The 25,298-nt window shown below is 44.2% G+C and carries 24 protein-coding genes; 11 read left to right on the plus strand and 13 right to left on the minus strand.

Annotated features, from left to right (window positions below; translation table 11 throughout):
* Positions 1–28: 28 nt before the first annotated feature.
* The 4 genes from MHO82_RS17760 (at position 29) to MHO82_RS17775 (ending at position 3,650) form a co-directional block, all read left to right on the plus strand.
* On the plus strand, positions 29–724 hold the full coding sequence (locus MHO82_RS17760; RefSeq protein WP_239185931.1) for an ABC transporter ATP-binding protein: 696 nt from the start codon (positions 29–31) through the stop codon (positions 722–724).
* Positions 718–1,977, plus strand: coding sequence for an ABC transporter permease (locus MHO82_RS17765; RefSeq protein ID WP_239185933.1), 1,260 nt, complete (start codon positions 718–720; stop codon positions 1,975–1,977). The genes MHO82_RS17760 and MHO82_RS17765 overlap by 7 nt, the downstream gene beginning before the upstream one ends.
* 9 nt (positions 1,978–1,986) lie before the next feature.
* The gene (locus MHO82_RS17770; RefSeq protein WP_239185935.1) at positions 1,987–2,469 is read left to right on the plus strand and encodes a DUF3299 domain-containing protein; all 483 of its coding nucleotides are present in this window, start codon (positions 1,987–1,989) and stop codon (positions 2,467–2,469) included.
* Positions 2,470–2,759: 290 nt separating this feature from the next.
* Entirely contained in the window at positions 2,760–3,650 is an 891-nt protein-coding gene (locus tag MHO82_RS17775; protein ID WP_239185937.1) for a TIGR03899 family protein, read from the plus strand.
* 89 nt (positions 3,651–3,739) lie between these two features.
* On the opposite strand, the gene cysQ is transcribed toward MHO82_RS17775, so the two are convergent.
* Genes cysQ through cysG form a run of 6 tightly spaced genes read right to left on the minus strand, consistent with a single transcriptional unit; the run spans position 3,740 to position 10,710 of the window.
* Complete coding sequence (gene cysQ / locus MHO82_RS17780; protein WP_239185939.1) at positions 3,740–4,483, minus strand: 3'(2'),5'-bisphosphate nucleotidase CysQ; 744 nt, start codon at positions 4,481–4,483, stop codon at positions 3,740–3,742.
* 11 nt (positions 4,484–4,494) lie between these two features.
* Positions 4,495–5,139 carry an adenylyl-sulfate kinase gene (gene cysC, locus MHO82_RS17785; protein ID WP_239185941.1) on the minus strand — a complete coding sequence of 215 codons (645 nt, stop codon included), beginning with the start codon at positions 5,137–5,139 and terminating at the stop codon, positions 4,495–4,497.
* 33 nt (positions 5,140–5,172) lie between these two features.
* On the minus strand, positions 5,173–6,897 hold the full coding sequence (locus MHO82_RS17790; RefSeq protein WP_239186035.1) for an SLC13 family permease: 1,725 nt from the start codon (positions 6,895–6,897) through the stop codon (positions 5,173–5,175).
* A gap of 7 nt (positions 6,898–6,904) precedes the next feature.
* A complete protein-coding gene (gene cysN, locus MHO82_RS17795) occupies positions 6,905–8,335 on the minus strand; it encodes a sulfate adenylyltransferase subunit CysN (protein WP_239186037.1) in 1,431 nt (476 codons plus the stop codon).
* A gap of 10 nt (positions 8,336–8,345) precedes the next feature.
* Positions 8,346–9,308 (minus strand): sulfate adenylyltransferase subunit CysD, encoded by a 963-nt coding sequence (gene cysD, locus MHO82_RS17800; protein ID WP_275440664.1) that lies wholly within the window; start codon positions 9,306–9,308, stop codon positions 8,346–8,348.
* A complete protein-coding gene (gene cysG, locus MHO82_RS17805) occupies positions 9,286–10,710 on the minus strand; it encodes a siroheme synthase CysG (protein WP_239185943.1) in 1,425 nt (474 codons plus the stop codon). The genes cysD and cysG overlap by 23 nt, the downstream gene beginning before the upstream one ends.
* Before the next feature lie 215 nt (positions 10,711–10,925).
* Here cysG and MHO82_RS17810 point away from each other — a divergent pair, with 215 nt between their 5' ends.
* The 5 genes from MHO82_RS17810 (at position 10,926) to MHO82_RS17830 (ending at position 17,283) form a co-directional block, all read left to right on the plus strand.
* A complete protein-coding gene (locus tag MHO82_RS17810; RefSeq protein ID WP_239185945.1) occupies positions 10,926–13,124 on the plus strand; it encodes an EAL domain-containing protein in 2,199 nt (732 codons plus the stop codon).
* A 118-nt stretch (positions 13,125–13,242) separates the two neighbouring features.
* Positions 13,243–15,204 carry a bifunctional 2',3'-cyclic-nucleotide 2'-phosphodiesterase/3'-nucleotidase gene (locus MHO82_RS17815; RefSeq protein WP_239185947.1) on the plus strand — a complete coding sequence of 654 codons (1,962 nt, stop codon included), beginning with the start codon at positions 13,243–13,245 and terminating at the stop codon, positions 15,202–15,204.
* Positions 15,205–15,319: 115 nt separating this feature from the next.
* Positions 15,320–15,880 carry a Crp/Fnr family transcriptional regulator gene (locus tag MHO82_RS17820; RefSeq protein WP_239185949.1) on the plus strand — a complete coding sequence of 187 codons (561 nt, stop codon included), beginning with the start codon at positions 15,320–15,322 and terminating at the stop codon, positions 15,878–15,880.
* Between the two features lie 72 nt (positions 15,881–15,952).
* Positions 15,953–16,408, plus strand: a complete 456-nt coding sequence (locus MHO82_RS17825) for a GNAT family N-acetyltransferase (RefSeq protein ID WP_239185951.1) — start codon at positions 15,953–15,955, stop codon at positions 16,406–16,408.
* Positions 16,405–17,283 (plus strand): DMT family transporter, encoded by an 879-nt coding sequence (locus MHO82_RS17830; RefSeq protein WP_239185953.1) that lies wholly within the window; start codon positions 16,405–16,407, stop codon positions 17,281–17,283. The genes MHO82_RS17825 and MHO82_RS17830 overlap by 4 nt, the downstream gene beginning before the upstream one ends.
* A gap of 36 nt (positions 17,284–17,319) precedes the next feature.
* On the opposite strand, the gene MHO82_RS17835 is transcribed toward MHO82_RS17830, so the two are convergent.
* Positions 17,320–17,901 carry a LysM-like peptidoglycan-binding domain-containing protein gene (locus MHO82_RS17835; RefSeq protein WP_239185955.1) on the minus strand — a complete coding sequence of 194 codons (582 nt, stop codon included), beginning with the start codon at positions 17,899–17,901 and terminating at the stop codon, positions 17,320–17,322.
* 132 nt (positions 17,902–18,033) lie between these two features.
* Between MHO82_RS17835 and MHO82_RS17840 the strand changes: the two genes are divergently transcribed.
* Positions 18,034–18,654: an FKBP-type peptidyl-prolyl cis-trans isomerase gene (locus MHO82_RS17840; protein WP_239185957.1), complete on the plus strand. Its 621-nt coding sequence runs from the start codon at positions 18,034–18,036 to the stop codon at positions 18,652–18,654.
* Between the two features lie 121 nt (positions 18,655–18,775).
* A complete protein-coding gene (locus MHO82_RS17845) occupies positions 18,776–19,288 on the plus strand; it encodes a DUF2780 domain-containing protein (protein ID WP_239185959.1) in 513 nt (170 codons plus the stop codon).
* A gap of 67 nt (positions 19,289–19,355) precedes the next feature.
* On the opposite strand, the gene MHO82_RS17850 is transcribed toward MHO82_RS17845, so the two are convergent.
* From MHO82_RS17850 to pspG, 6 genes are all read right to left on the minus strand, one after another.
* The gene (locus MHO82_RS17850; RefSeq protein WP_239185961.1) at positions 19,356–20,129 is read right to left on the minus strand and encodes a phosphoadenylyl-sulfate reductase; all 774 of its coding nucleotides are present in this window, start codon (positions 20,127–20,129) and stop codon (positions 19,356–19,358) included.
* Positions 20,122–21,837 carry an assimilatory sulfite reductase (NADPH) hemoprotein subunit gene (gene cysI, locus MHO82_RS17855; protein WP_239185963.1) on the minus strand — a complete coding sequence of 572 codons (1,716 nt, stop codon included), beginning with the start codon at positions 21,835–21,837 and terminating at the stop codon, positions 20,122–20,124. Before cysI ends, MHO82_RS17850 begins: the two co-directional genes overlap by 8 nt.
* Positions 21,837–23,651 carry an assimilatory sulfite reductase (NADPH) flavoprotein subunit gene (locus MHO82_RS17860; RefSeq protein WP_239185965.1) on the minus strand — a complete coding sequence of 605 codons (1,815 nt, stop codon included), beginning with the start codon at positions 23,649–23,651 and terminating at the stop codon, positions 21,837–21,839. Before MHO82_RS17860 ends, cysI begins: the two co-directional genes overlap by 1 nt.
* Positions 23,652–23,780: 129 nt before the next feature.
* The gene (locus MHO82_RS17865; RefSeq protein WP_239185967.1) at positions 23,781–24,017 is read right to left on the minus strand and encodes a hypothetical protein; all 237 of its coding nucleotides are present in this window, start codon (positions 24,015–24,017) and stop codon (positions 23,781–23,783) included.
* 145 nt (positions 24,018–24,162) lie between these two features.
* Entirely contained in the window at positions 24,163–24,813 is a 651-nt protein-coding gene (locus tag MHO82_RS17870) for a TIGR04219 family outer membrane beta-barrel protein (protein WP_239185969.1), read from the minus strand.
* A 118-nt stretch (positions 24,814–24,931) separates the two neighbouring features.
* Positions 24,932–25,150 carry an envelope stress response protein PspG gene (gene pspG / locus MHO82_RS17875; RefSeq protein ID WP_239185971.1) on the minus strand — a complete coding sequence of 73 codons (219 nt, stop codon included), beginning with the start codon at positions 25,148–25,150 and terminating at the stop codon, positions 24,932–24,934.
* Between the last annotated feature and the right edge of the window lie 148 nt (positions 25,151–25,298).

Raw genomic sequence — 25,298 nt, forward strand, 5'->3', positions numbered from 1 at the left:
GGAGGTGGCAACACCTCCCTGATAGTGCATGAATATTATTGAACTAACCGATCTTCAATATCGCTGGCCAAAACAAGCGAACCTGACCTTAAATATCTCCACCTTTTCTGTCACCCAACAAGAAAAAGTGTTTATCAAGGGCCCCAGTGGAAGCGGCAAGTCCACCTTGCTGAGTCTATTAACGGGTATCGTGACACCCAGCAGTGGTCAAATTAAGTTATTACAACAAGATCTTACGACTCTATCGAGTAATCAAAGAGACAAATTCAGAGCCAACCACATTGGTTATATCTTCCAGCAATTTAACTTACTGCCTTACCTTTCTGTTATCGATAACGTCTTGCTTCCTTGTCACTTTTCATCACAGCGAAAACAGAAAGCAGGATCAGATTTACCCCAAGAAGCGAAACGTCTACTGACTCAACTTCACCTTCCCGCTTCCTGCTTAGATCGCCCAGTGACAGAGCTCAGTATCGGCCAGCAGCAGCGAGTGGCCGCCGCACGGGCTTTAATTGGAAAACCTGATTTACTCATTGCCGATGAACCAACATCTGCACTGGATCATGATAATCGTACTGCGTTTATTGAGTTATTAATGCAAGAGTGTCACGCCGCGAACATTAGCTTAGTGTTCGTCAGCCACGATCCAACGCTGGAGCCTCTTTTTGATCGTGGGGTCGATCTCGCAAAAATCAACATGGCAGAAGGAGAATGGCAATGCTAGCCGTCACTCATTTAGCTTGGCAAAGCCTCAAAAACCGTAAAGCCACCGCACTCTTAACGGTTCTTACCGTCGCAATTTCAGTGATTTTACTCTTAGGCGTAGAAAGGATCAGAACCCAAGCCAAAAGCAGCTTCGCCAATACGATTTCAAATACCGATTTGATCGTGGGCGCTCGATCCGGTCAAGTAAACCTTCTGTTATACTCTGTATTTCGCATTGGTAATGCCACCAATAATATTGATTGGAAAAGTTATCAGGAAATCAGCAATCACCGTTCGGTAAAATGGTCCATCCCAATTTCTCTTGGCGACTCTCACCGTGGCTTTCGTGTTATTGGCACCAACACCGATTATTTCACGTATTATCAATACGGCAAGAAACAGCCACTTAGCTTTGAATCTGGGAAGCCTTTCGCTCACCTTTTTGAAACCGTCATCGGTGCCGATGTGGCGAAAGAACTCAACTACCAAATCGGTGATGAAATTATCATCGCTCATGGCATCAGCGACAAATCCTTTAATCGCCATGACAACTTACCTTTTAAAGTCGTTGGCATTTTAAAACCAACAGGTACACCTGTAGACAAAAGTGTTCATGTTTCTTTAGGGGCAATTGAAGCCATTCACGTAGGCTGGGAATCTGGAGCAAGATTAGGGGCAACTCCAAGCGCCGAACAACTAGAACAATACGATTTCCAACCCAAGCAGATCACCGCTTTTATGGTAGGGCTAAAGTCGAAGATCCAAACTTTTGCTTTACAGCGTCAAATCAATACTTACCCCCAAGAACCTCTCAGTGCCATCATGCCAGGGATCGCATTACATGAATTATGGGGTATGATGTCTATCGCTGAGCAAGCATTATTGGCCGTGTCTGGTTTTGTTGTAATGGCAGGGCTGCTGGGGATGCTCAGTAGCTTACTAACCAGCTTGCAAGAACGCCGCAGAGAAATGGCGATCCTCAGAGCCATGGGAGCCCGCCCCCACCATATTTTCTTTTTATTGATCAGTGAAGCCAGTGTTCTCACTGCTTTCGGTATTGGAATAGGTGTAGCGGGTTTATACCTTCTGCTTGCCATCTTGCAGCCTATCGCTAACCAAGCATTTGGCATCAATATCGAGTTAACATTGCTCACCACACACGAATGGACGCTGCTTGCCTTAGTGCAATTAGCAGGATTACTTATCGGATTTATCCCCGCTTTCCGGGCGTACTGTCATTCATTGGCAGACGGTATGACAATCCGAATTTAAGGAGAAAAAATGAAACGCTTACTCATTATGCTGCTGTGCTGGCTACCTTTGGTCAGCCATGCCAACGACATATTAACCCTAGATTGGATTGATCTGATCCCAGAAAGGGAACGTAATCAATTTAACCCAATGGGAATGCCTGCGCAAAGCCACAGTGGTGGGGCCGCCGAGCAATCAAAAATAGGTTCGGTAAGGCAAGAACTTAACGGAAGCCAAGTAAAAATACCTGGGTTTGTGATCCCACTTGAAGGGGATGAAAATAGCGTCACTGAATTTTTATTAGTGCCGTACTTTGGCGCATGTATCCATGTGCCAGCTCCACCGCCAAATCAAATTGTGTACGTAAAATTTAAAGCGGGAGCTCCAGTACAACAATTATGGGATGTCGTATACATCTCTGGAGAGTTAAAAACGGAAACAATCAGCCATGAATTGGCCGAAGTGGGCTACGTGTTAAATGGCGTAAAAATTGAACCCTATGATGATGAATAATCCTTATAAATTAACATAGTTGATACACAGCAGGCTTATCTATGCTACACCATGTATGTAGCAAGATAAGCCAGCGCTCCCACATAACTCATCAATAAAACAGCACTGGTTAGATATTTTCTGAACTTTTGCTCTGCAGACATAATCATACCTCCACCTTCATAATTACTGTAATTTAACAAATTGTTAGCATTTTTAATAGCCAAGAATTTGACTAAAGCTGAATAAGATATGCACTTGTTGGAATTAGAGAGTAAAATAGCTAGGTTGAACGAGTCTAAGGTACTGTTATGGTTGATAAGAAATCCCCTGTAGTCGTAGAACAAGAGTCACACGTCCACCAAGAAAAAAAAGAAAGCTATGTGATCAGCAGTGATCGGCGTGTTCGTGAAATAGCCGCCAATTTTGGTATAGGAGCCCAGCTGCAACAGCCTAAGCCAGAAAGCACACTCTTAGAGCGGCATCTACAGCGAGAAAAACAACTTAGAGAAAAACGTCAACGTAACCTTGAGCAAATCATGCGCTACACCCATGATTATTGCCGTGATGAAACCGCAGGTGAACCTGACATTGACTGGCTACACCGATTTTTTGAAATGGCCCAAGACATACACGGCGCTTCCATGCAAAAGCTTTGGAGCCGGGTTCTTAAACAAGAAATCATTACCATTGGCTCGACATCACTCAAAGCATTGAACGTCCTAAAAGACATGACGCAACGAGAAGCGCAAACCTTTCAACGTGCAGCCACCTTAGCGTGTAGCTTTGGCCACGATAACAGTAAAAAACTCTTACTCGGCTATAAATGTGCTGGCACACTTAGAACCTTCTACAAAAAAGATGGCCCTCACCTCATTAACCTAGGCAGCCACCACCTCCCCTACTCTAGCCTACTGTTACTCATCGATTTAGGGCTTATTTTAGGTACTGAGTTAGAATCTGGAGAAATTGAGTTTGAGCCAGCCCTGCCTTTAAGCTATCAAGGCAAAAACATTGCGTTAAAACCACTTCAAAAAGGCATCCGCCTGATTTATTACCGCTTTAGTCCAACTGGAGCCGAACTCTGTAAGCTACTGGGCAACAAACCAAGTAACCAGTATTACGATCAGCTAATCGCACTATTAAATCAAAAATTCATGGTTCAGACTGACGTCAAAGGATCGATTCACCATACCGCTTAATCATTCATGATTTAATACCCAGTAGATAAAATAACGCCCATGATACAAAGCATCACGGGCGTTATTGCTTTCATGAGCAATAAGACACTTTAGTCAACAACCACTAAGAAGTGCTCATTCAGTAATTCTTCACGGTGATAATTCAGTTCACTACCATCTAAACGAGTCACCGCAGCCCCTGCACTTTCAGCCACACATTGGCCCGCCGCCGTATCCCACATCATCGTAGGGCCTAAACGAGGGTAATGCTGAGCTCGCCCTTCCGCGACTAAACAGAACTTTAACGAAGAACCCACCGACGTCATTTTGCATTCGCCAAGATTTTCTAGGTATGCTGCCATATCTGGACTTGGGTGTGAACGACTGCCAACGACAGTAGGAATGGTCGCTGGTCGAGCTTTGATTTGCTCTTTGCCTGACTTTGCCACCACCCAGGCTGACTTACCGTCGGCTAACCAACTTTTTTCCAAAGCAGGCGCATAAACCACAGATAACACAGGTTTACCATTTTCAATCAGGGCAATATTTACCGTAAACTCACCATTGCGGCGCAAAAATTCTTTGGTGCCATCTAATGGGTCAACCAACCAAAAACGTTCCCAGCTCTGGCGCTCTTGCCACGGTGTTAATGCTGACTCTTCCGATAAAATGGGAATATCTGGGGTTAACTCATTTAAACGGCCAACAATAACGTCATTGGCGGCTAAATCGGCTTCCGTTACCGGACTGCTATCCGCTTTTTCCTGAACATTAACATCACTATGATAACGTTCCATGATTGCTTGTCCGGCATCTAAAGCAATTTCATGAATTGAAGTTAATAACGCGTTCACCCGCAACTCCTTTATTGGCTAATAATGTGTCGTTGTTGTAATACATCCAAGCATTGCTCCACCAGCTGATCAATGGCGAACTCTCCCGCTAACAGATCGATCTCTGGTGATTCAGGTGCTTCATACTCTGAATCAATACCTGTGAAGTTGGGGATTTGACCTGCTCGCGCCTTTTTATACAAGCCTTTTGGATCACGCTTTTCACATTCTTCTAGGGACGTATTGACAAATACCTCGATGAACTCACCTTCTGGCAATAAATCACGAACCATTTGGCGCTCCGCACGATGTGGCGAAATAAAAGCACTCAGTACAATTAACCCCGCATCTGCCATTAATTTAGAGAGTTCACCTATACGGCGAATATTCTCACGACGATCTTGTGATGAAAAACCGAGATCTTGGCATAAGCCATGGCGTACATTATCACCATCCAACAGATAAGTGTGATAGCCCAGCTCCACCAATTTATTCTCAAGCGCACCCGCTATCGTCGACTTGCCTGCACCAGATAAACCGGTAAACCACAGTACCGTTGGCTTTTGACCTTTTAACGCCGAACGGGTGGCTTTGTCGACTTGATGCTGGTGCCAAACCACATTCTCATCTTTTTTTACTGCTGCTGGCTGTTCAGTGGAAGTAACTACATCTGTCATAACACAATCCTTGTACTTAAACCTATCGGTTCATTAAAAAGGGAAAAAATAAGGGATCAAAGCCAGTACGAGCACGGAATAAACTAACGAGATCGGTAAGCCAACCCGTAAATAATCAGTGAGTTTATAGTTACCAACGCTGTACACTAATAAATTAGTCTGATAGCCATAAGGAGAAATAAAGCTGGCACTGGCACCAAATAAAACGGCCATAATAAAAGGCATAGGATCAACGCCATAACCTATCGCCATGCTGTAACCAAGTGGAAACGACAACGCAGCGGCGGCATTGTTGGTAACAAGCTCAGTTAAAATCAAGGTTAACAAATACACCGCCACTAAAGCGCCAAACACCCCCCAGCCATTAAAAGCTTCGATAAACATATCGCCAATCTTGGCTGAAAGACCTGATGACAACATCAATTGCGCAATAGATAGCGCGGATCCTACGATCACCACAATATCAATGGGAAAGCGGCGTCTCAGCTCTGAAATCGAAATGATCCCAAGCCCTAGCATCGCTAACAAATAACCAGAAAGCCCTTTAATGATTGGCATCACATCAAGTAAAGACATTCCAATCACAGCGGCAAAACCCAGTAATACAATACTGCTCTTATGCCCGTCTAGCTTTGCACTGGAATCCAAATCATTCATCAATACAAATTCGCGGGACTGACGACGCTGATTTGCTTCAAAGTTCTTACCTGGCACCAACACTAACGTATCACCAGCCAATAACTCGATATTTCCCAGTCCACCTTCTAATCGCTCATGACCACGACGAATGGCCACGACAACAGCGTCAAAACGCTCACGAAAGTGTACCGATTTTAAACTCTTACCACGGATGGTCGCTGACTGGCTGACCACCACCTCCACTAAATTTTGTCCGTTTAAATGGTGTTGGCCGAACAAGTTTAAGCCATTGATCTCTTGCAGTGTGGTCACACTTTCAATGTCACCACAAAACAATAGTCGATCACCCGCTTTCAATTTAGTGTCAGGACAAACAGAAGCGAACGTCTCACCATCTCGAATTAACTCTGCCAAATACAATCGTCGCAGTGCACGAAGGTTATTTTCTGCAATGGTGCGCCCCACTAACGGCGATCCACCTTCCACACGAGCTTCTAAAAAGTAAGGCAAGTCGTCTTGGCTTTGATCATCATAACTCGGTAATAAATAGCTAAGGGGGATCAACACCAACAGCCCACCAACCAACACTGACAAACCAATGGCTGTGGGGGCAAAAAAGCTAAGACTCGGTAATCCAGCATCTTCTACAAAGCTATTAATGATTAAATTTGTCGACGTACCTATCAAAGTTAATGTACCACCTAAAATGGCAGTATATGAGAGAGGAATTAATAACTTAGAAGGCGCATGACGCTGATTGCGTTTAATGGCTCCGATCAGAGAAACCACAATTGCGGTGTTATTAGTAAAAGAAGACAATAAGGCGGTCGAAGTACCTAGTTTGGCGACAACCGTACCTAGTCTCCCTTCTGAAATATGGCGGCCGACCCAGCTGATCAGCCGTGTTTTTTCTAATGCGCAGGAAGCAAGGATCAACAACACTAATGTTAATAACGACGAATTGGTAAAATTCTTCGCTACGCTAGGCAAATCAATCAGCCCAGCCATGAACGCCACAAAAGCCGCACCAGCAAAGATAAAGCTCGGTTTTATACGACTTGCCAACAAGCAAGTGACGATCACCATTAATGTAGCAAGAACGAATCCTTGTTCCCACACCATCCTATTACCCTAGTAACTTACTGATGTCTTTGGCATCCCAATGTGGGAAATGCTTACGTACCAACGCATTAAACTCCACTTCAAATGCGCTGAAGTTACCCTGTGTAACCGCAGTATCAGATAACGCTTCACGGATCATCCCCGCACCAACAGTAACGTTTGTAAGACGATCAATTAAGATGAATCCACCTGTATCTGCACAGTTCTGGTAACTATCAAGAGACACGGATTCTGTTAGTGACACTTCACATAAACCAATGCCATTCAGTGGTAAGAAGTCCACCTCAAAAGTATTTAGGTTGTTAATGTCAACCTGATGACGGATCGCTTCCACCTGACCGACGGTTTTCTTGCCCGCGATCTTAATGTCATATTGGCGGCCAACCGTCAGATCTTGCTCTGTCATCCATACAATATCAGCCAATAGATGATTCGTTGGTTTCAGATCTGAATTCGCTGCCACGACAAGATCGCCACGGCTAATATCAATTTCGTCTTCCAACGTTAACGTAATGGCTTGCCCTGCTTGAGCTTGATTTAAATCACCATCAAAAGTCACAATACGAGCCACTTTTGATGTTTTACCTGATGGTAGGGCTAAGATTTCATCCCCAACTTTCACCGAACCTGACGATAATGTGCCAGAGAAACCACGGAAGTCGAGATTAGGACGATTCACGTATTGCACAGGGAAACGCAGCTCGCCGTTGCCTTTTTGGCTGTCGATATCCACATCTTCCAGTAAAGTCAGAAGTGGTTTACCTTCATACCAGCTTAGGCTCTCAGTGTTATTAACTACGTTGTCGCCTTCTAATGCAGAAAGTGGGATCAACTGGATATTCAAATTAGGGTTATCCAACTTCTCTGAAAACGCTAAATACTCATCACGGATTTCTTCAAAGCGTTGCTGTGAATATTCAACCAAGTCCATTTTATTCACGGCAACCACAAAGTGACGGATACCCAATAAGCTTGCAATATACGAATGACGACGTGTTTGATCCAATACCCCTTTACGAGCATCAATCAAAATCACCGCCACATCACAGGTGGATGCCCCAGTCGCCATGTTACGGGTGTATTGCTCATGCCCCGGCGTATCCGAAATAATAAACTTACGTTTTTGTGTCGAGAAATAGCGATACGCCACATCAATGGTGATCCCTTGCTCACGCTCAGCCTGTAAGCCATCCACCAATAACGCCAAATCAGGCTTCTCGCCCGTTGTGCCGACGCGCTGGCTGTCAGAATGCACGGCCGCAAGCTGATCTTCATAGATCTGTTTTGAGTCAAACAGCAAACGACCGATCAAGGTACTCTTGCCGTCATCCACTGAACCACAAGTTAAAAACCTAAGTAGAGATTTATGTTGGTGCTGATTTAAGTAACCTTCAATGCCAAGCTCGGCCAGCTGTGCTTCTACTGCGCTGTTCATCATTCTCTCCTTAGAAGTAACCCTGACGTTTTTTCAATTCCATCGATCCAGACTGATCGTGGTCGATCGCTCGGCCTTGTCGCTCACTAGAGGTCGCCACCAGCATTTCTTCGATAATTTCCGGTAACGTGTTAGCTTCTGACTCCACCGCACCAGTGAGTGGGTAACAACCTAATGTTCTAAAACGTACGGATTTGTGTTCAATTTTCTCGCCTTCTTGCAGCTCTAAACGATCGTCATCAACCATGATCAACATGCCGTCACGATCAACCACAGGACGCTTTTCTGCGAGGTAAAGCGGAACAATGTCGATGTTCTCAAGGTAGATGTACTGCCAAATGTCTAACTCAGTCCAGTTCGATAATGGGAAAACACGAATGCTTTCACCTTTGTTGACTTGGCCGTTGTACGTTTTCCAAAGCTCCGGGCGTTGATTTTTTGGATCCCACGTGTGGTTCTTATCGCGGAAAGAATACACTCGCTCTTTAGCACGAGATTTCTCTTCATCACGACGTGCACCACCAAACGCTGCATCAAAACCATACTGGTTCAGTGCTTGTTTTAAGCCTTGCGTTTTCATGATGTCGGTATGCTTTGACGAGCCATGAACAAATGGATTAATGTCCATTGCTAGCCCTTCAGGGTTTTTGTGTACCAATAGGTCAAAACCGTACTTCTTGGCCGTTTTATCACGAAACTCAATCATCTCGCGGAACTTCCAGTTGGTATCAACATGTAACAGTGGGAACGGTATTTTTCCTGGATAAAAAGCCTTACGAGCCAAGTGCAGCATGACTGAAGAATCTTTACCAATTGAATACATCATTACTGGGTTATCAAACTCCGCAGCCACTTCACGAATAATATGAATACTTTCCGCTTCTAGCTGCTGGAGGTGAGTTAAGCGTTGTGGGTCCATCTCTCTCTCCGTCCCTTTACGAATTTGCTCGCTAAGCAAGATTAGCCACGGCATCTAAGCCCGTTGACTGAATCTCTTGCTTGCCAAACCAATGTAGTTTTTCTGATAAATTAACCACTTCTCCCACTACAATCAGTGAAGGGGAAGCCGCGTTTTCTGCAAGTGTTGCCAGCTCTGATAGCTGACCTTTAAATACTTTTTGAGTTTTTTGAGTACCACGTTCAATAATGGCGATTGGGGTATCGGCACTTCGGCCATGAGTAATAAGCTGCTGCTGAATATGGCTTGATTTCATTAGCCCCATGTAAATCACTAACGTTTGTTTTCCTTTTGCCAGTACAGACCAATCCATACTGTCGTCTTCCGACTTCAAATGCCCAGTAACAAACATGGCCGATTGTGCATAATCACGATGTGTTAGTGGGATGCCGGCATAGGCCGTTGCACCAGCGGCAGCCGTAATGCCTGGAACCACTTGGAATGGAATACCTGCATCAAACAACACCTCTAGCTCTTCACCACCTCGGCCGAAAATGAAAGGGTCGCCACCTTTAATGCGTACAACCTTTTTGCCTTGCTTAGCGTAATCCACTAATAACTGATTGGTTGTTTCTTGTGGCACGCTATGAAAGCCCGCTCGTTTGCCAACACATACCAAGTCCGCATCACGGCGCACTAGCTCCATGATTTCATCAGAAACCAAGTAGTCATACAGCACTACATCGGCTTGTTGCATTAACTGCAAAGCACGCAGAGTTAATAAGCCCGCATCACCAGGACCTGAGCCCACTAAAGCGACCTCTCCTTGCGGCGTATCCTTTTTTGCCGCTTGCGCTAAAGAAGAAAGCTCTTGCTTCGCTTCATCTTCTTTACCTGCTGCCATTAATTCAGAGAAACGGCCAGTAAACGCTTTTTCCCAGAAATAACGACGCTCAGAAAATGAAGTCAGGGTATCTTTAAGTGTTTTTCGAAAGCCGCCTGCAATAGTGGCCATTCTGCCAAGATGTTGAGGTAAAAGTGTTTCTAGCTTTTCTCGCACTAAACGCGCAAGGACAGGGGCTTGACCAGAAGAAGAAATGGCAACCACGATCGGCGAACGATCAACAATAGAAGGAATAATAAAGCTGCAACGCTGAGTGTCATCCACCACATTGACTAAGACTTGGCGCTGATTGGCCGCTTGATAAACCAAAGCATCAATGGCTTTGTTACCAGTGGCGGCAATCGCCAAAAAAATACGATCAAGGTGCTGCTCAGCAACGAATTCCGTCGCAATATGAGAGATTTTATTTTGCTCGACTAAATCCACAAATCCGCTATCAAGCTCATCCGCTATCAAACGAACATCAGCACCAGCCTTGATCAACATACGCGCTTTGCGCAGCGCAATGTCATTACCACCGACCACCAAACAAGGACGCTTTTTTAAATCCGCAAAAATCGGCAAGTAATCCATCACAGCCACCTCTATTATTCGTAATAAAGGCACTATAGACGCGTTAAGATATTACCTGAAATTCTAAAATTTCATTTTTTATTCCTTTTTATGATAATAAAGTTATCTATCTCTATTTATTCTGCATTTTTTGCGCATTATTTGTGCGGTGATAAGGAGGCGCGATTACAGAGTGGTATACTAGCGCAACGAAATGTAATAATTTGTAGACAAAGATGAATAACAACCTATTAAAATCCCTGATTTTTCCACTTATCTTATTTATCTTGGTAGTTGTCAGCTTTGAGGTTTCACAAATTTTTGTCTCACAGGCTGATCGTGTTCATATCGTTTCTATCACCTCCGCCTTATTAGTCGCCGCTAGCCTCCGCTATGGCATAAAAGCACTTCCTAGTTTGATCTTAGGGCTAATGTATCACTATGCTTTTGTTACTGAGCGTGGCACTCAGGTCTCACTGGCCTTTTCTTTTGCTTACCCACTGCTGAGCTGCTTATTTGCGTATGGTTACAACTGGCTAATCCAGCGTTTACAAGCTCACGATTACACATTACGAGCCACCTATTACATCTCCGTCTTTGGTTTGGCTTACCCTATTACCACCACGTTATGCGGGATCTATTTAGCTCAATGGCTGAATTATCCCTTTATGAACAGCACGGAATTTTTTGCTTACTCAGTATTAGGAAGCTCGCTGTCTCAGCTATTACTTACTCCGCTGATTTTCTTGCTCATTGGTCGGTTCTCTAATCAAGATCAGCATGCCGATTTTTTTGAAGCCGACGAGGCAATGCGCAAAAAAAACACTCATTCCAGCTTATATTGGGGTTGGTTGATCATGTGCTTGATAACGTTATCAATCGCATTTACGGCAAAAGAGCCTTTAATGATTAATGCATTATGTTTAATGCTGGTGCCCATCATTGGCTTAGGGGTGGGTAATTTTGGTTTCATTCAGCCATATTTGATCTCAACAGCAGTGAGCTTAATTTCCGCTCAAAGCGCCATTGCTAACTACAACCAAAACCTGTTGGAAGTAGATTCGTTTTATAGCTTAATTGCGATTCTCTTTGCCATCACCTCATTAATTTTATTGCTGTCAGCACAGGCTTTAAAAAACCATTTCTCAACTTTAAGCGCCATCAATAAAGAACGTATCGACGCTTTTACTAAACTGGCCAATATTGCGCAACTAAAACAAGATATTCCCGAAAAAGGCGAGTTTATTCTTACCTATATCGATCTATCAGAAATGAGTAACCGACTAAACTCATTAGGCTTTGATGGCAAAGCTCAACTCATCAAACATTTATCTTATTTCGTGACCGAGTTTTCGAATGGCAAAAGTAAAGCGTACTTACCGCCTTTCTCGCAAGGTACATTGCATTTAAGCTCAGTGACCCCAGAGCTTAACCAAAACTTAAAACGGCTGTCAGCTAAGCTGTCTCAGTTTAAGTTTCAATGGCAACAAGAATCCTTTCATTTAATTGGTCATAAAATCGTATGTTGCTCATTAAATTCACAAGCGGATCTGGATCAAGCACTGGCTACCTTATGTACCCCAAATAGCCACACCTGCCATGGCCATGACATTCACTGGGTATCTTGCCATGAAACCAGCCAAGCAAAGCTAAGTAAATTGAGCCAAATCCAGGCGGCATTCAAAGAAGATCAATTCACTCTTGTGTGCCAACCTTATTTAAATTTAGCGAGTGAACATGCCCCAACTTACTTTGAAGTGCTCGTGCGCTTGAAAGCGGATCTGCCGAATCAAGCCATTCTGACACCAGCTGAGTTTTTCCCCTTGATCACCGAATTTGGGTTGCAAATCGATCTCGATAAATGGGTGATCAAAAACACCTTCAAAACCTTACATGCCAATGTTATTTCTTGGGAAGACATTGGCCGATGCTCCATCAATTTAACCGCTCAAGCCCTCAATCACACCGATTTGGGCGAATTCATCCATTCTCTTGCTGATGAATTTCACATTCCTTTACATAAAGTGTGTTTCGAAATCACCGAAAGTGCTGCTCTGAGCAACGAAACCCAGGCCATAACGACCATTAATCAGCTTAGGGAACATGGCTGTGTGATTGCGCTAGATGACTTTGGCACGGGCTACGCGAGCTTTGACTATCTGCGCCGCTTACCCATCGATATTCTAAAAATTGATGGTTCTTTTGTTCGTCACATCACTGACAACAAAGTTGATTACACTATCGTAAACACCATCAGCCAAGTCGCAATTGGCATGAACTTAACCACAGTTGCAGAGTTTGTTGAATCCCCGCAGCACATCAATATCCTGCGTGAATTGAACATTAATTACGCTCAAGGTTATGCGATTTCCAAACCAATTCCCCTCGCCGAACACTTGAAACAACAGTGTTGTGAGGAAAGCTGTACTTTCTGATAAAGCTAACAATAAAGTGAGAAGTAGTGCACAGTTATGGTGACGGTATAAATTACATTACGCCACTTTCTGATACCTTATGCAGGCTTTTCCCTTACCCCAATTCTTGGAGAACACTATGAAACTGTCAGCTAAACCTCTATCGCTTGCGGTATTAGGCGGCTTACTTGCGCTTTCTGGCCCGGCTATGGCTGAAACTATCAAGCTACGTATTGTAGAAACCACAGATATCCATACAAACCTAATGGATTACGATTACTACAAAGACAAAGCATCGCAAAAAATCGGTTTAGCACGTACCGCAACCTTAGTAAAACAAGCTCAAGCGGAAACGACGAACAGTGTATTAGTTGACAATGGTGACCTACTTCAAGGCAGCCCAATGGGCGATTACATGGCAGCAAAAGGCATTAAAGTAGGTGAAGTACACCCAGCCTATAAAGCCATGAACCAACTAAACTACGAAGTGGGTAACATTGGTAACCACGAATTTAACTACGGTTTAGACTTCTTAAAAGAAAGCATCAACGATGCAAACTTCCCCTACATCAGCGCAAACGTCTTTGATGCAAAAACGGGCGAACACTACTTCAAGCCATACATCATCAAAACCAATACCTTTAAAGATACGGATGGTAAAGAACACCAAATCAAAATCGGTTACATCGGTTTTGTACCACCACAAATCCTTATCTGGGATAAGAAAAATCTAGAAGGTAAAGTGGTTGCTAAAGACATTAAAGAAACCGCTGAAAAGTTAGTGCCTCAAATGAAAGCAGAAGGTGCTGACGTGATTGTGGCTATTCCACACTCAGGTGTATCAACAGATCCACACAAACTGGGCGCTGAAAACTCAACCTACTACCTATCAGAAGTTGACGGCATCGATGCCATTGCTTTTGGTCACTCACATTCGGTATTCCCAGGTAAAGGCTTTGATGGCTTACAAGGCGTAGATAACCAAAAAGGCACCATCAATGGCGTTGCTGCGGTTATGCCAGGTCGCTGGGGTAGCCATGTCGGTATTATGGATCTGACTCTTGAAAAAGAAGACGGTCAATGGGTTGTGACCAACGGCCAAAGTGAAGCACGCCCTATTTATGATAAGAAAAGCAAAAAATCTCTCGCTGAAGCTGACGCTGGTATCGTAAAAGCACTGGAAGCGGATCACAAAGGCACACGTGATTTTGTTAACCAACCAATTGGGAAAGCAAGCGATGTAATGTACAGCTACCTTGCACTGGTACAGGATGATCCGACGGTTCAAATCGTTAACCTTGCCCAAAAAGATTACGTAGAACGCTTCATCCAAGGCGATCCAAACCTAGACGGTATTCCCGTTCTTTCTGCTGCGGCACCATTTAAAGCAGGCGGCCGTAAAAACGATCCAGCCAACTTTACTGAAGTAGAATCCGGTCAGCTCACATTCCGTAATGCAGCCGATCTTTACCTTTACCCAAATACTCTAGTTGCCCTAAAAGTAACGGGTAAAGAAGTAAAAGAGTGGCTGGAGTGTTCTGCGGGTCAATTTAAGCAAGTGGACGTAAACAGCACAGCACCTCAGCAACTGATCGACTGGGACGGTTTCCGTACTTACAACTTTGATGTCATGGACGGTGTTGAGTACCAAATCGATGTAACACAGCCAGCAAAATACGATGGCAGTTGTAAAGTCGCTAACGCAAATGCAGAGCGTGTGGTGAACCTAACCTTCCAAGGTAAACCACTGGACATGAAACAAGATTTCATCATTGCCACCAATAACTACCGCGCTTACAGTGCGAAGTTTGCGGGTACCGGTGCTGAATTCATCGCGTTTGCAGCGCCAGATGAAAACCGCAGCGTATTGGCCAATTACATTACTCGTGTAAGTAAAGAAAAAGGCCAAGTGATCCCAAGTGCTGACAACAACTGGTCTTTTGCGCCAATTAAGAGCAACAAAGCACTGGATATCCGCTTTGAAACATCACCAACAGACAAAGCGGCTCAATTCATCAAAGACAAAGGTCAATACCCAATGGAGCGTGTTGATACTGATGAAATTGGCTTTGGTGTTTACCGCATTAACCTAACTAAGTAATGCTCTGCTAAGTTAATCGTGGATTAAGAAAAATGATACCGCGGCTTCGGCTGCGGTATTTTTTTAACTCAAAATCGGCTGTAATACCCTTATCACCCAGTAGCAGCCCATTATCATGAAACAGACTTTTATTGAATTTCTACAGCAATACACCTCTGCCGAGGACGCCGAACACATCGCCGCTCAAGCAGATATCATCGATCTACCAACACGTCATGTTTTAATCCATCAAGGTGACATGGCTGAACATATGTACTTCGTCGTGGATGGCCTATGCCATGCGTGTTACCTTACCCCAGAAGGAAAACAATTTAGTAAAGAGTTCTACTGGGAAAAGGATTGCATCATTGGATTTGAAGGACTGGTTAAGCAGCAGCCCTCCCCGTATTTATTAGAATCTTTAACCCCAACCATACTACTCAGCTTACCGATTACTCTGCTCCAACAATGGCGTGAAGAACAGCACCCTCTGTACTTTCAGTTATTAGAAACTCAATTGATGTACAAAGAAAACAAAGAACGCTTCATGTTGCTACATTCACCTGAAGAACGTTACCAACTGTTTTGCCAAAGCTTTCCAGATCTAGAAACGCGCTTAGCCGATTATCAAATTGCGTCATATCTTGGCATTACTTCCATTAGCCTCAGCAGAATCAAAAAACGCTTAGAGGATTAACAATAGTTAAGGTGATCGGCTCAAGAAATAGGTACGGTATCTGTTCACTATAAAACGTAAACAGGAACCGTCATGAATTGGATTTGTCTTCCCTTCCACCAGCTCAGCACCGATCAACTGTACGAGGTCTTAAAACTGAGAGTCGATGTGTTTGTGGTTGAACAAACATGCCCGTACCCCGAGCTCGACGAAAAAGACAGAGCCGATGGCGTTTATCACCTACTCGGCTATCAAGATGGCCACTTAATCGCCTGCGCACGTTTACTGCCAGCAGGTATCAGCTACGACAACGTCAGTATCGGTCGTGTTGCCACGGCACATTCTGCTCGTGGCAATGGTCAAGGCCACCAACTGTTAACCACAGCTCTTGAGTATTGCCAACAATTTTGGCCTAACCAAACCATCGAGATTGGAGCACAAGAACACCTACAAAATTTTTATGGCCAACATGGTTTTACCACTACGTCGGCAATGTACTTGGAAGACGACATCCCTCATGTTGATATGAAGCTCATTAAAAAACCATGAGAAACTTATCGGCTATCAGCTTGGCTCTTCTCTTTTTAGTGGCGGGGAATTTATCGGCTTCATTATCTGATGTAGCCGTAAAACTCTTAAATGGTGGTATTTCAGCGTTTCAATACATGTTTGTGCGCCAACTGTTCTGCGTAATGATTATGCTGCCATTTTGGCTACGGGCTTCTTCCTCACAAAGGCAACTCGGCTGCTACAAGATCCCATTAGCACGCGCTCACCTTGTTTTGGCAGGCAGCGGGTTTGTCATGATGGCATTAACCCATTTGCCACTCGCCACAGCCAATGCAATTTTTTACGCTGCACCTCTATTGATGCTACCGCTCTCATTCTGGATATTAAAAGAGAAACCCGCCTTAACCAAAGTCATTGCCACGGCTATCGGTTTTGCTGGTGTGCTTATCGTACTTCGACCCTCCCAATTCCACTGGGCAGCCCTGTTTGCGTTAGGTTGCGCCTTCACGTTGGCCATGTATAACGTGTTGGTCAAGAAACTCCCTTCGGAACAGCCAGTGACCATCACCTTATTTTGGACTGGTGTGTTGTCTCTGCCAATGTCTGGTCTATTGGCGTTCAGTTTTTGGCAACCTATCAGCGTAACGGAAATAGGATTGATTGCTGCTAGCGCCATTTTTACTTTGGGTTATCACGGCAGTGCTGTGGCCGCGTATAAACGGGCTCACACGTCACAAATTGCTTTGGCGGAATACTCAGGGCTCATTTTTGTAACCCTATTTGGTGTCATGTGGTTTGATGAAGTACCCGATGGGTTAACCGTAATAGGTATACTCTTGATTATAATTCCAATGATGCCAATTCGTTGGCTCAAGCACAAAGCGAGTAAAAAGCTTATCAAGGTAACCAACTAACGGCCAAGCAGAGTGCCGTTAGTTGCACGTGTTTATCTATCGACTGCGGCCAAAGCTGCCATCAGACAAGCGTAAAAACATCACCGAACTGTCTTCTTTTTCTAATTGCAACATATCCAGTTCACCAGATTTATTCAGTTTATAACGCAGCAATTGTCCTTTTTTGATATTACTTAATGGTTTACCCACCCCTTCTACGGCAGCTAACGCATACAGATCAGACATGGGTAATTTATTAGCCCGAAATACATTCGATAAGGTGTCTCCGCCTTTCACTTCATATTCACGCCAGCTATTGGCACTCGGCGGATCATCATTTTCGTTTGCGACTTGGATCCGCTGCTCACTCAAACCGCGTGTGTTAAGTTCTACACCACGTCGCTCAGTAGAGGTGACTGACGCAGCAGGATCTTCTATCGATTCACTCACAGGCCATAAAAGCAATACCACCATCAAAGGAGCTAATACCGTTAACGCTTTACGGTGGAAATTAGGCAATGAGTTCCAATGTTCAACCACCAGTGACCATTTTTGCTTCATCATGATGAGCAATTGTTCTGAATTAAGAGTGAATTTTGGCATGCTAGAAGATGGCTTTTTTCTTTTTCTGCGATTCATTACCAACCCTTTCCAATGAAGTTACGTGTTTCTGCTCCGATATTAGACGATACACTGTAGCAAAAGTTTACCGCAATAGGGGAGAACTGTTATCCTTCTCGCTTTATTGGTACATCAAATAAGAGAGACACAATGTCTGACGTTAAATTAGAGACTGTAGAGCAAAAAGCAAGCTACGGCATCGGCCTTCAAATGGGTCAACAACTAGCACAAAGTGGCCTAGAAGGTCTAAACGTTGCTGCTATCGCTAAAGGTATCGCAACTTCTCTAACTGGCGACATGCCAGAGCTAGAAGTTGACGAGATCAACAACGCACTTCAAGCAATCCACACTCGTGCAGAAGAAGCACGTGCTGAAGCGTCTAAAGCAGCAGCAGCAGAAGGCGAAGCATTCCTTGCTGACAACGCTCTTCGTCCAGAAGTAACTGTTCTTGAGTCTGGTCTTCAATACGAAGTACTAACTGAAGGTACTGGTGAAATCCCAACTGCAGACAAAACTGTACGTGTTCACTACCACGGTCAACTAACTGACGGTACTGTTTTCGACAGTTCTGTATCTCGCGGTCAACCAGCTGAGTTCCCTGTAACTGGCGTAATCAAAGGTTGGGTTGAAGCTCTACAACTAATGCCTGTTGGTTCTAAGTGGAAGCTAGCTATCCCACAAGATCTTGCATACGGTGAGCGTGGCGCGGGTGCAGCTATCCCTCCATACGCAGCACTAGTATTCGAAGTTGAACTACTAGAAATCCTATAATTCGCCTTTCGCGTTTTTAAGATAAATACAAGCGATACTCCGGTATCGCTTTTTTTATAGCCAAAAAAGGCATATAACTAATAGGTAACGTTATGACAACAATATTTTAAAGGATGTCCCCATGAAAAAAGCGATTCTGTTTGCCGGAGCTACTACCCTTTTTCTTTCTAGCCTTTCTCCTGCCCACGCTTTTGGTTTACCAAGCCTCACTGATGATAAATCCGATACTGGTAAAACCTTATCTTCGTTAACCGCTATTGCCACAGAAGCTAGCTCCGATTCGTCTCTCGATTCAAACGCTCTTGTCGGTGCCTTAACCGATAAACTCGGAGTCTCCACCGATCAAGCCGCAGGAGGTGCGGGTGCCCTACTGTCCTTAGCAGGCGGAGCCCTTTCTAAACCAGAAAGCAAAGAACTGGGCAATTTGATCCCTGGAATGGATAGTCTGACAGGGGCAATTCCAGGTGGGCTTGGCAGTATGATCAGTAACATGGATGGGGTGAATAAAGTTTTTTCAGCATTAGGCTTAGATCCAGCGTTGATCGGCCAATTTGCACCAATCATCATGCAGTATTTAGGATCTCAAGACGCAAGTTCAGGCTTAATGGGCTCACTGGGTAAATTATGGAGCTAACAGTCCACCATAAACAAATAAAAAAGGCGCATTCCGCGCCTTTTTTATTTCCTGAATTTACATGAGATTAGATCCCAGAACCATCGGTTTCAGTGTCGTCTTCATGTAAGCCACATTCGCGTTTTAAGCCAAAGAAGCGTGTCTGTTCTTCTGTCATACCCGGCTCCCATTTCTGAGTCGTATGCGTATCACCAACAGACAAATACCCTTCGTCCCATAATGGGTGGTAAGGCAGGTTATTCTCTTTCAAGTAATAATGGACATCCTTATTCGTCCAATCGATCACTGGTAAAAATTTGAACACCCCATTTTGCACACTTAATACCGGTAACGTAGCACGAGACCCCGACTGCTCTCGACGTAAACCTGAAAACCAAGTTCCCACTTGCAGTTCATCTAAGGCACGGCGCATAGGTTCAACTTTGTTGATGCGATTGTATTTTTCAATCCCTTCAACACCTTGATCCCACAATTTTCCATAACGAGCTTCTTGCCATACTGGGCTTTCTGTCGCACGAAATACCTGCAAATTAAGCGTTAATTTTTCACTTAATTCATCAATGAAGCGGTAGGTTTCAGGAAACAAATAACCTGTATCGGTCAAAATCACCGGGGTATTCGCACGAACTTGCGTCACTAAGTGCAACATCACCGCAGCTTGAATACCAAAACTGGATGAAACTGCATGTTCCCCTTCTAAATTTTCTAAAGCCCAAGCCACACGCTCTTGAGCCGTCAGTTTTTCAAGTTCTGCATTGATTTCTGCAAGCTGAAGCGTTTGCTCCACTTTAGTTAAAGCCAACAACTCCGATAGCTTTGGGATAGAAGAAAATTTAGGCATGAAAATCCCTCATCGACACAACAATTTCATCAACGATCCCAGCACGAATAGTGAAGTCGCCAAAGCACTCCCCTTCTTCACGCTCCTTCGCCCAACGGCCGACTAATTCATCAATTTCCGCTAGGATTTGGCGATCAGTAATGTTTTCTTTATACATCTTCGGAATACGAGTACCGCTGCGGTTACCACCAAGGTGCAAGTTATAACGGCCCGGCGCTTTACCTACTAAACCAATTTCCGCTAATAAAGCACGACCACAACCATTCGGGCATCCTGTTACACGTAAGATGATATTATCGTCTTCTGGAAGCCCATGCTTTTTCAGCACACCTTCGACCTCAGTGACGAACTCAGGTAGGAAACGTTCAGCTTCAGCCATTGCCAATGGACAGGTTGGGAAAGCCACACACGCCATCGAGTTCTTACGTTGCTCACTGACGCTGTCATCCACCAAACCATGCTCACGAGCAATTTTCTCAATCAGATCTTTTTGATCCGCAGGCACACCTGCCACAATCAAATTCTGATTTGCTGTCATGCGAAAATCCCCTTTATGTACCTTCGCAATTTCAGCCACACCAGTTTTTAACGGCTTACCCGGGAAGTCCAATAACCGCCCGTTTTCAATGAACAAGGCTAAATGGTGTTTACCATCAATGCCATCCGTCCAGCCAATGCGATCGCCGCGACCAGTGAACTCGTAAGGACGGCTTTCTTCAAACTTCACACCCGCACGCTTTTCAACTTCCGCTTTAAAGACATCACTGCCAACACGATCTAAGGTGTATTTCGTTTTGGCATTTTTACGGTTAGAACGGTTACCCCAATCACGCTGAGTCGTCACCACAGCCGCAGCTACGTCGAGTGTTTTCGCTAATGGTACAAAACCAAAATCATCCGCACGACGGGCATACGTTGACGTATCACCGTGAGTAGTCGCCAAACCACCACCAACTAAGACGTTAAAGCCAACTAATTTTCCATCTTGGGCGATAGCAACAAAGTTAAGATCGTTGGCATGCACATCTACGTCATTTTGCGGTGGGATCACAACCGTCGTTTTGAATTTACGAGGCAGATAGTTACTGCCTAAAATAGGCTCTTCATCGGTACCTTCGACTTTTTCACCATCTAACCAAATTTCTGCATAAGCGCGCGTTTTCGGTAGCAGATGCTCACTGATCTTGGCTGCCCATTCATACGCTTCTTGGTGAAGTTCGGACTCGACTGGGTTTGTTGTACATAACACGTTTCGGTTTACATCACCCGCTGTCGCAATAGAGTCAATACCAATCTTATTCAGGGTTTGGTGCATCAATTTGATGTTTGGCTTTAATACCCCATGGAACTGAAACGTTTGTCGCGTTGTTAAACGTAGACTGCCATAAGAGGTATGCTCTTCCGCAAATTTATCGATCGCTAACCATTGCTTCGGGCTGATGATCCCTCCCGGCATACGTGCACGTAACATCACGTTATGCAACGGCTCTAATTTTTGCTTGGCACGCTCAGCACGAATATCACGATCATCTTGCTGATACATGCCATGGAAACGGATCAATTGGAAATTATCCGCAGTAAACCCACCAGTGATGCGATCTTGTAGGTTTTCAGTAATGGTGCCACGTAAAGCATTACTTTCGCGTTTCAAACGCTCGTTATCTGATAGTGGCCCTAGCACTTGGCCTAACACTTCTTGCTTGCTCATTAGTACACATCCCTTTGATAACGTTTTGCTTTGCGTAGCTCATTAACAAACTGCTCCGCTTGCTCACGGCTTTGACCACCTTGCTGTTCAACCACAGTGATCAAGGCGTCATGAACATCTTGTGCCATTCTTGTCGCATCACCACACACATAGATGTAAGCGCCCTCTTGCAGCCACTGCCATACTTGCTCTGCGTGTTCTAAGATACGGTGTTGAACGTACACTTTTTCTTGTTGATCACGGCTAAATGCCACGTCAAGCTGAGTCACGATGCCTGATTTCAGGTATTTCTGCCATTCAACCTGATATAAGAAATCTTGCGTAAAGGTACGGTCACCGAAAAACAACCAGTTCTTACCTTCTGCATCACGATTTTCTCGCTCTTGAACGAAAGAGCGGAAAGGTGCGATCCCCGTCCCCGGACCAATCATGATCACAGGTGCATTATCATCGGCAGGCAGCTTGAAGTTGTTGTTATTTTCAACAAAGACTTTAACTTCACCGCCCTCTTCAAGTCGCTTAGCTAAGAAACTAGAAGCTCCGCCATAACGCGTTTCTTCCCCTTTTTGGTACTCCACCAGCCCAACGGTTAAATGAACTTCTTCATCCACTTCACTTTGACTAGAAGCAATAGAGTAAAGGCGAGGCGTGAGACGGCGCAGCAAACCAGCCAGCTCTTCAACTGACAGCTTGGTTTTCTTTTCACTAAGTACATCAACTACTTGAGTATTGCCTGCGTAATCGCGCAGTTTGTCTTTATCATCAATCAGCTTTTGCAGTTTTTTGCTGCCTGACAGTTCAGCAAATTTGGTCACTAATTGTGGGTTTGCCGCTGTAATTTCAAACTTACTGATCAATGCATTACGAATCGAGAGGCTTTCACCATCAACCTCGATGCTTTCAGCGCCAGACAAGCCCGCTTTTGCCAAAATGGCATCCGCCAGCTCCGCACAGTTTTCATACCATACGCCAAGTGCATCTCCCGGTTGATAAGTAATGCCAGACTCATCCAAGTCAATTTCGATATGACGCACGTCTTTACCAGAATCACGGCCCGTGATTTTTTGGCTGGTTAGCAACGTGGCAGTATATGGGTTTTGTTTGGTGTATTGGGAATGGGCTGTTTGCTGACCTACAGGAAGTTGAACCACTTCCGCTTCGCTGCCTGTCGACAAGGTTTCTTTCACTTTGAGCAGTGCTTGTTTACGCCACTCAGCAGCAGGAGCTTCATAATCCACATCACAATCAATACGATCAACAATAGCCTCAGCACCCAACTTTGATAGGAAGGCATCAAAGTCTTTACCTGTTTGGCAAAAGAATTCGTAACTTGAATCTCCAAGGCCAATCACTGCATATTTTAAGTTAGGCAGTTTCGGTGCTTTTTTCGATTGTAAAAATTCATGCAACTCAATGGCATTATCTGGCGCTTCGCCTTCACCATTGGTTGATGCAACAAAAATAACATGTGTCTCTTTTGCTAAATTTTTGCCTTTGTAATCACTGGCATCAAAGAGTTCAACAGCAATACCATCCGCTGCGGCTTCTTCTTTTAATGCTTCCGCCACGCCTTTTGCGTTACCGGTTTGTGAGGCATAAATAATACTCAGCTTACCTGCAGGTTGTGCCGCGACAGCAGCAACAGGCGAAGCTGGTTGTTGGGTTCCAACAGTTTGAGTTTGACTCAAGCCCCAGAAGTAACCACTTACCCATGCCATTTGTTGTGGCGACAGTTCAGAGATTGCTTGCTGTAATTGACCTATTTGCTGATCATTTAATGGGCTTGCAAGTGCAGAAAGTTCCTTGAGTAACATGACACGACGTCCCTATTCATTGCGTCATGATAGATTAGCCACTCTTGGAAATAACAAGAAAGAATAGATAAGAATGTTTTATAACTTTTTGATAGGTTAAAACTGAATGTTAACGGTGAAATTTTTCACTCAGTTAGAATCATTGGCAATACGAACCTGATTAAAACCCACTGCCAATGCACTTTTTGAAGCCATGTCCACATCTTGGTAATGCTGTTCACACCCCTTAGAATCCGTCAACGGCACTAAGCCTCCTCGCGTATGACGAAATTCCACAATCCACATATTCTCTTGGATAGATGGCTCAATAATAGCTTCAACTAACTGATCTTGATGATATAACAACCTTAATTCACTTAATGTCATGGCGAACCTCAAAATCCCTCTTCCCATATAAAGCATGGTACAAAGTAGGGATATCACCAAACTTGCCTCTTTTATATAAGTAAATAGAATAAAAAAACGCCGTCAGTATTGACGGCGTTATTAATAAGGAGCTTGTTATCGCCTGTTAGAAATCCAGTTCTACGCCAGCAAACCAACCATCAATCATGGCTTCACCTTCATTATCTGTGAAGTAACCAAAATCATGATCCATTACTCGGTAGCCAACTTTAAAATTCGCATCTGCGGCAACAACGTTTAGTGTGTATTTCACACCAAACTCACCATCGAAGGTACTTGTGCCATCGTGGCTACCGAAGTTGAACTGACCAAATAATCCAATTGGCGTTAGTGGTACACCAATCGTCACATCAGAATAAATGTTTGGTGCCCACTCACTGAAATTCTTTTGTACACTGGACGTGTTGGTGTAAGTGCCATTATTGAATTTGGTCATCGTAAAACCAACATCAAAAGCAATCGCGTCATTATCTAAAATTTCGTAGTACGCTGTGTAATCCACCTGATCAAAACTGATGTGGCTCGCACCAACTTGGGTATATCGTAGTTTGAAGTTAGGAACTAAGGGCACAAAGTGCTCAAAAGCCACATACATCGACTTCGCAGAATCATCATCTTGACGAACACTATCAACTTTAGTGTCAGCAGCCCAAGCTTCTGCACCAATTTTTGCTCCCAGCACCATTGCTGACTGCGCTGGTGCCGCCACAGCAAAAGCCACTGTCGCTGCTACTGCTGATAGGGATAGCTTCTTCATGCTAATTCTCCAATTTAATCTGGGATAATGAAATTAGCGCTACTATAGCAGATGATCACCAACATTGTCTGAGTTGTATGATACCCAACACACAACCCCGCTTCAGACTCACGATAAGTTAATCGCGATATCTTGGCTGATTCACTTTATTCTTAAAAAACCAAATACCTACACCAATTACAATAATCCAAGGTAATAGTTTAAACACCATACCAATCATTCCAGCCAATGCCATCACAATAAAACCGACGGCCAACGCAGCGATCATTCCTACCATCGTAATACCAGTGAACATAAGTACAAACGCAAAACCGACTAAAAATAATAACTCAAGCATCGTCTTCTCCTTCTATTGTTACCTAGATAGAGCACAATGTGGGCCAGTTTTTCCAACTGTTTTAGATTTATATAAATCAGTCAGTTACAAAAAAGCCGAGTCAGATCTACCTCACTCAGCTTTCTATTATGGCTAAATTAACCACATT

The organism is Vibrio sp. Of7-15, assembly GCF_022347565.1.
In the GTDB taxonomy this organism is placed as follows: Bacteria; Pseudomonadota; Gammaproteobacteria; order Enterobacterales; family Vibrionaceae; genus NORP241.

What these genes read in the sequence shown, in the direction of transcription:
- MHO82_RS17760 (WP_239185931.1), top strand. Translation starts at nt 29, where the DNA reads ATGAATATTATTGAACTAACCGATCTTCAATATCGCTGGCCAAAACAA.
- MHO82_RS17765 (WP_239185933.1), top strand. Translation starts at nt 718, where the DNA reads ATGCTAGCCGTCACTCATTTAGCTTGGCAAAGCCTCAAAAACCGTAAA.
- MHO82_RS17770 (WP_239185935.1), top strand. Translation starts at nt 1,987, where the DNA reads ATGAAACGCTTACTCATTATGCTGCTGTGCTGGCTACCTTTGGTCAGC.
- MHO82_RS17775 (WP_239185937.1), top strand. Translation starts at nt 2,760, where the DNA reads ATGGTTGATAAGAAATCCCCTGTAGTCGTAGAACAAGAGTCACACGTC.
- cysC (WP_239185941.1), bottom strand. Translation starts at nt 5,139, where the DNA reads ATGACAGATGTAGTTACTTCCACTGAACAGCCAGCAGCAGTAAAAAAA.
- cysN (WP_239186037.1), bottom strand. Translation starts at nt 8,335, where the DNA reads ATGAACAGCGCAGTAGAAGCACAGCTGGCCGAGCTTGGCATTGAAGGT.
- cysD (WP_275440664.1), bottom strand. Translation starts at nt 9,308, where the DNA reads ATGCCGTGGCTAATCTTGCTTAGCGAGCAAATTCGTAAAGGGACGGAG.
- cysG (WP_239185943.1), bottom strand. Translation starts at nt 10,710, where the DNA reads ATGGATTACTTGCCGATTTTTGCGGATTTAAAAAAGCGTCCTTGTTTG.
- MHO82_RS17810 (WP_239185945.1), top strand. Translation starts at nt 10,926, where the DNA reads ATGAATAACAACCTATTAAAATCCCTGATTTTTCCACTTATCTTATTT.
- MHO82_RS17815 (WP_239185947.1), top strand. Translation starts at nt 13,243, where the DNA reads ATGAAACTGTCAGCTAAACCTCTATCGCTTGCGGTATTAGGCGGCTTA.
- MHO82_RS17820 (WP_239185949.1), top strand. Translation starts at nt 15,320, where the DNA reads ATGAAACAGACTTTTATTGAATTTCTACAGCAATACACCTCTGCCGAG.
- MHO82_RS17825 (WP_239185951.1), top strand. Translation starts at nt 15,953, where the DNA reads ATGAATTGGATTTGTCTTCCCTTCCACCAGCTCAGCACCGATCAACTG.
- MHO82_RS17830 (WP_239185953.1), top strand. Translation starts at nt 16,405, where the DNA reads ATGAGAAACTTATCGGCTATCAGCTTGGCTCTTCTCTTTTTAGTGGCG.
- MHO82_RS17835 (WP_239185955.1), bottom strand. Translation starts at nt 17,901, where the DNA reads ATGAATCGCAGAAAAAGAAAAAAGCCATCTTCTAGCATGCCAAAATTC.
- MHO82_RS17840 (WP_239185957.1), top strand. Translation starts at nt 18,034, where the DNA reads ATGTCTGACGTTAAATTAGAGACTGTAGAGCAAAAAGCAAGCTACGGC.
- MHO82_RS17845 (WP_239185959.1), top strand. Translation starts at nt 18,776, where the DNA reads ATGAAAAAAGCGATTCTGTTTGCCGGAGCTACTACCCTTTTTCTTTCT.
- MHO82_RS17850 (WP_239185961.1), bottom strand. Translation starts at nt 20,129, where the DNA reads ATGCCTAAATTTTCTTCTATCCCAAAGCTATCGGAGTTGTTGGCTTTA.
- cysI (WP_239185963.1), bottom strand. Translation starts at nt 21,837, where the DNA reads ATGAGCAAGCAAGAAGTGTTAGGCCAAGTGCTAGGGCCACTATCAGAT.
- MHO82_RS17860 (WP_239185965.1), bottom strand. Translation starts at nt 23,651, where the DNA reads ATGTTACTCAAGGAACTTTCTGCACTTGCAAGCCCATTAAATGATCAG.
- MHO82_RS17865 (WP_239185967.1), bottom strand. Translation starts at nt 24,017, where the DNA reads ATGACATTAAGTGAATTAAGGTTGTTATATCATCAAGATCAGTTAGTT.
- MHO82_RS17870 (WP_239185969.1), bottom strand. Translation starts at nt 24,813, where the DNA reads ATGAAGAAGCTATCCCTATCAGCAGTAGCAGCGACAGTGGCTTTTGCT.
- pspG (WP_239185971.1), bottom strand. Translation starts at nt 25,150, where the DNA reads ATGCTTGAGTTATTATTTTTAGTCGGTTTTGCGTTTGTACTTATGTTC.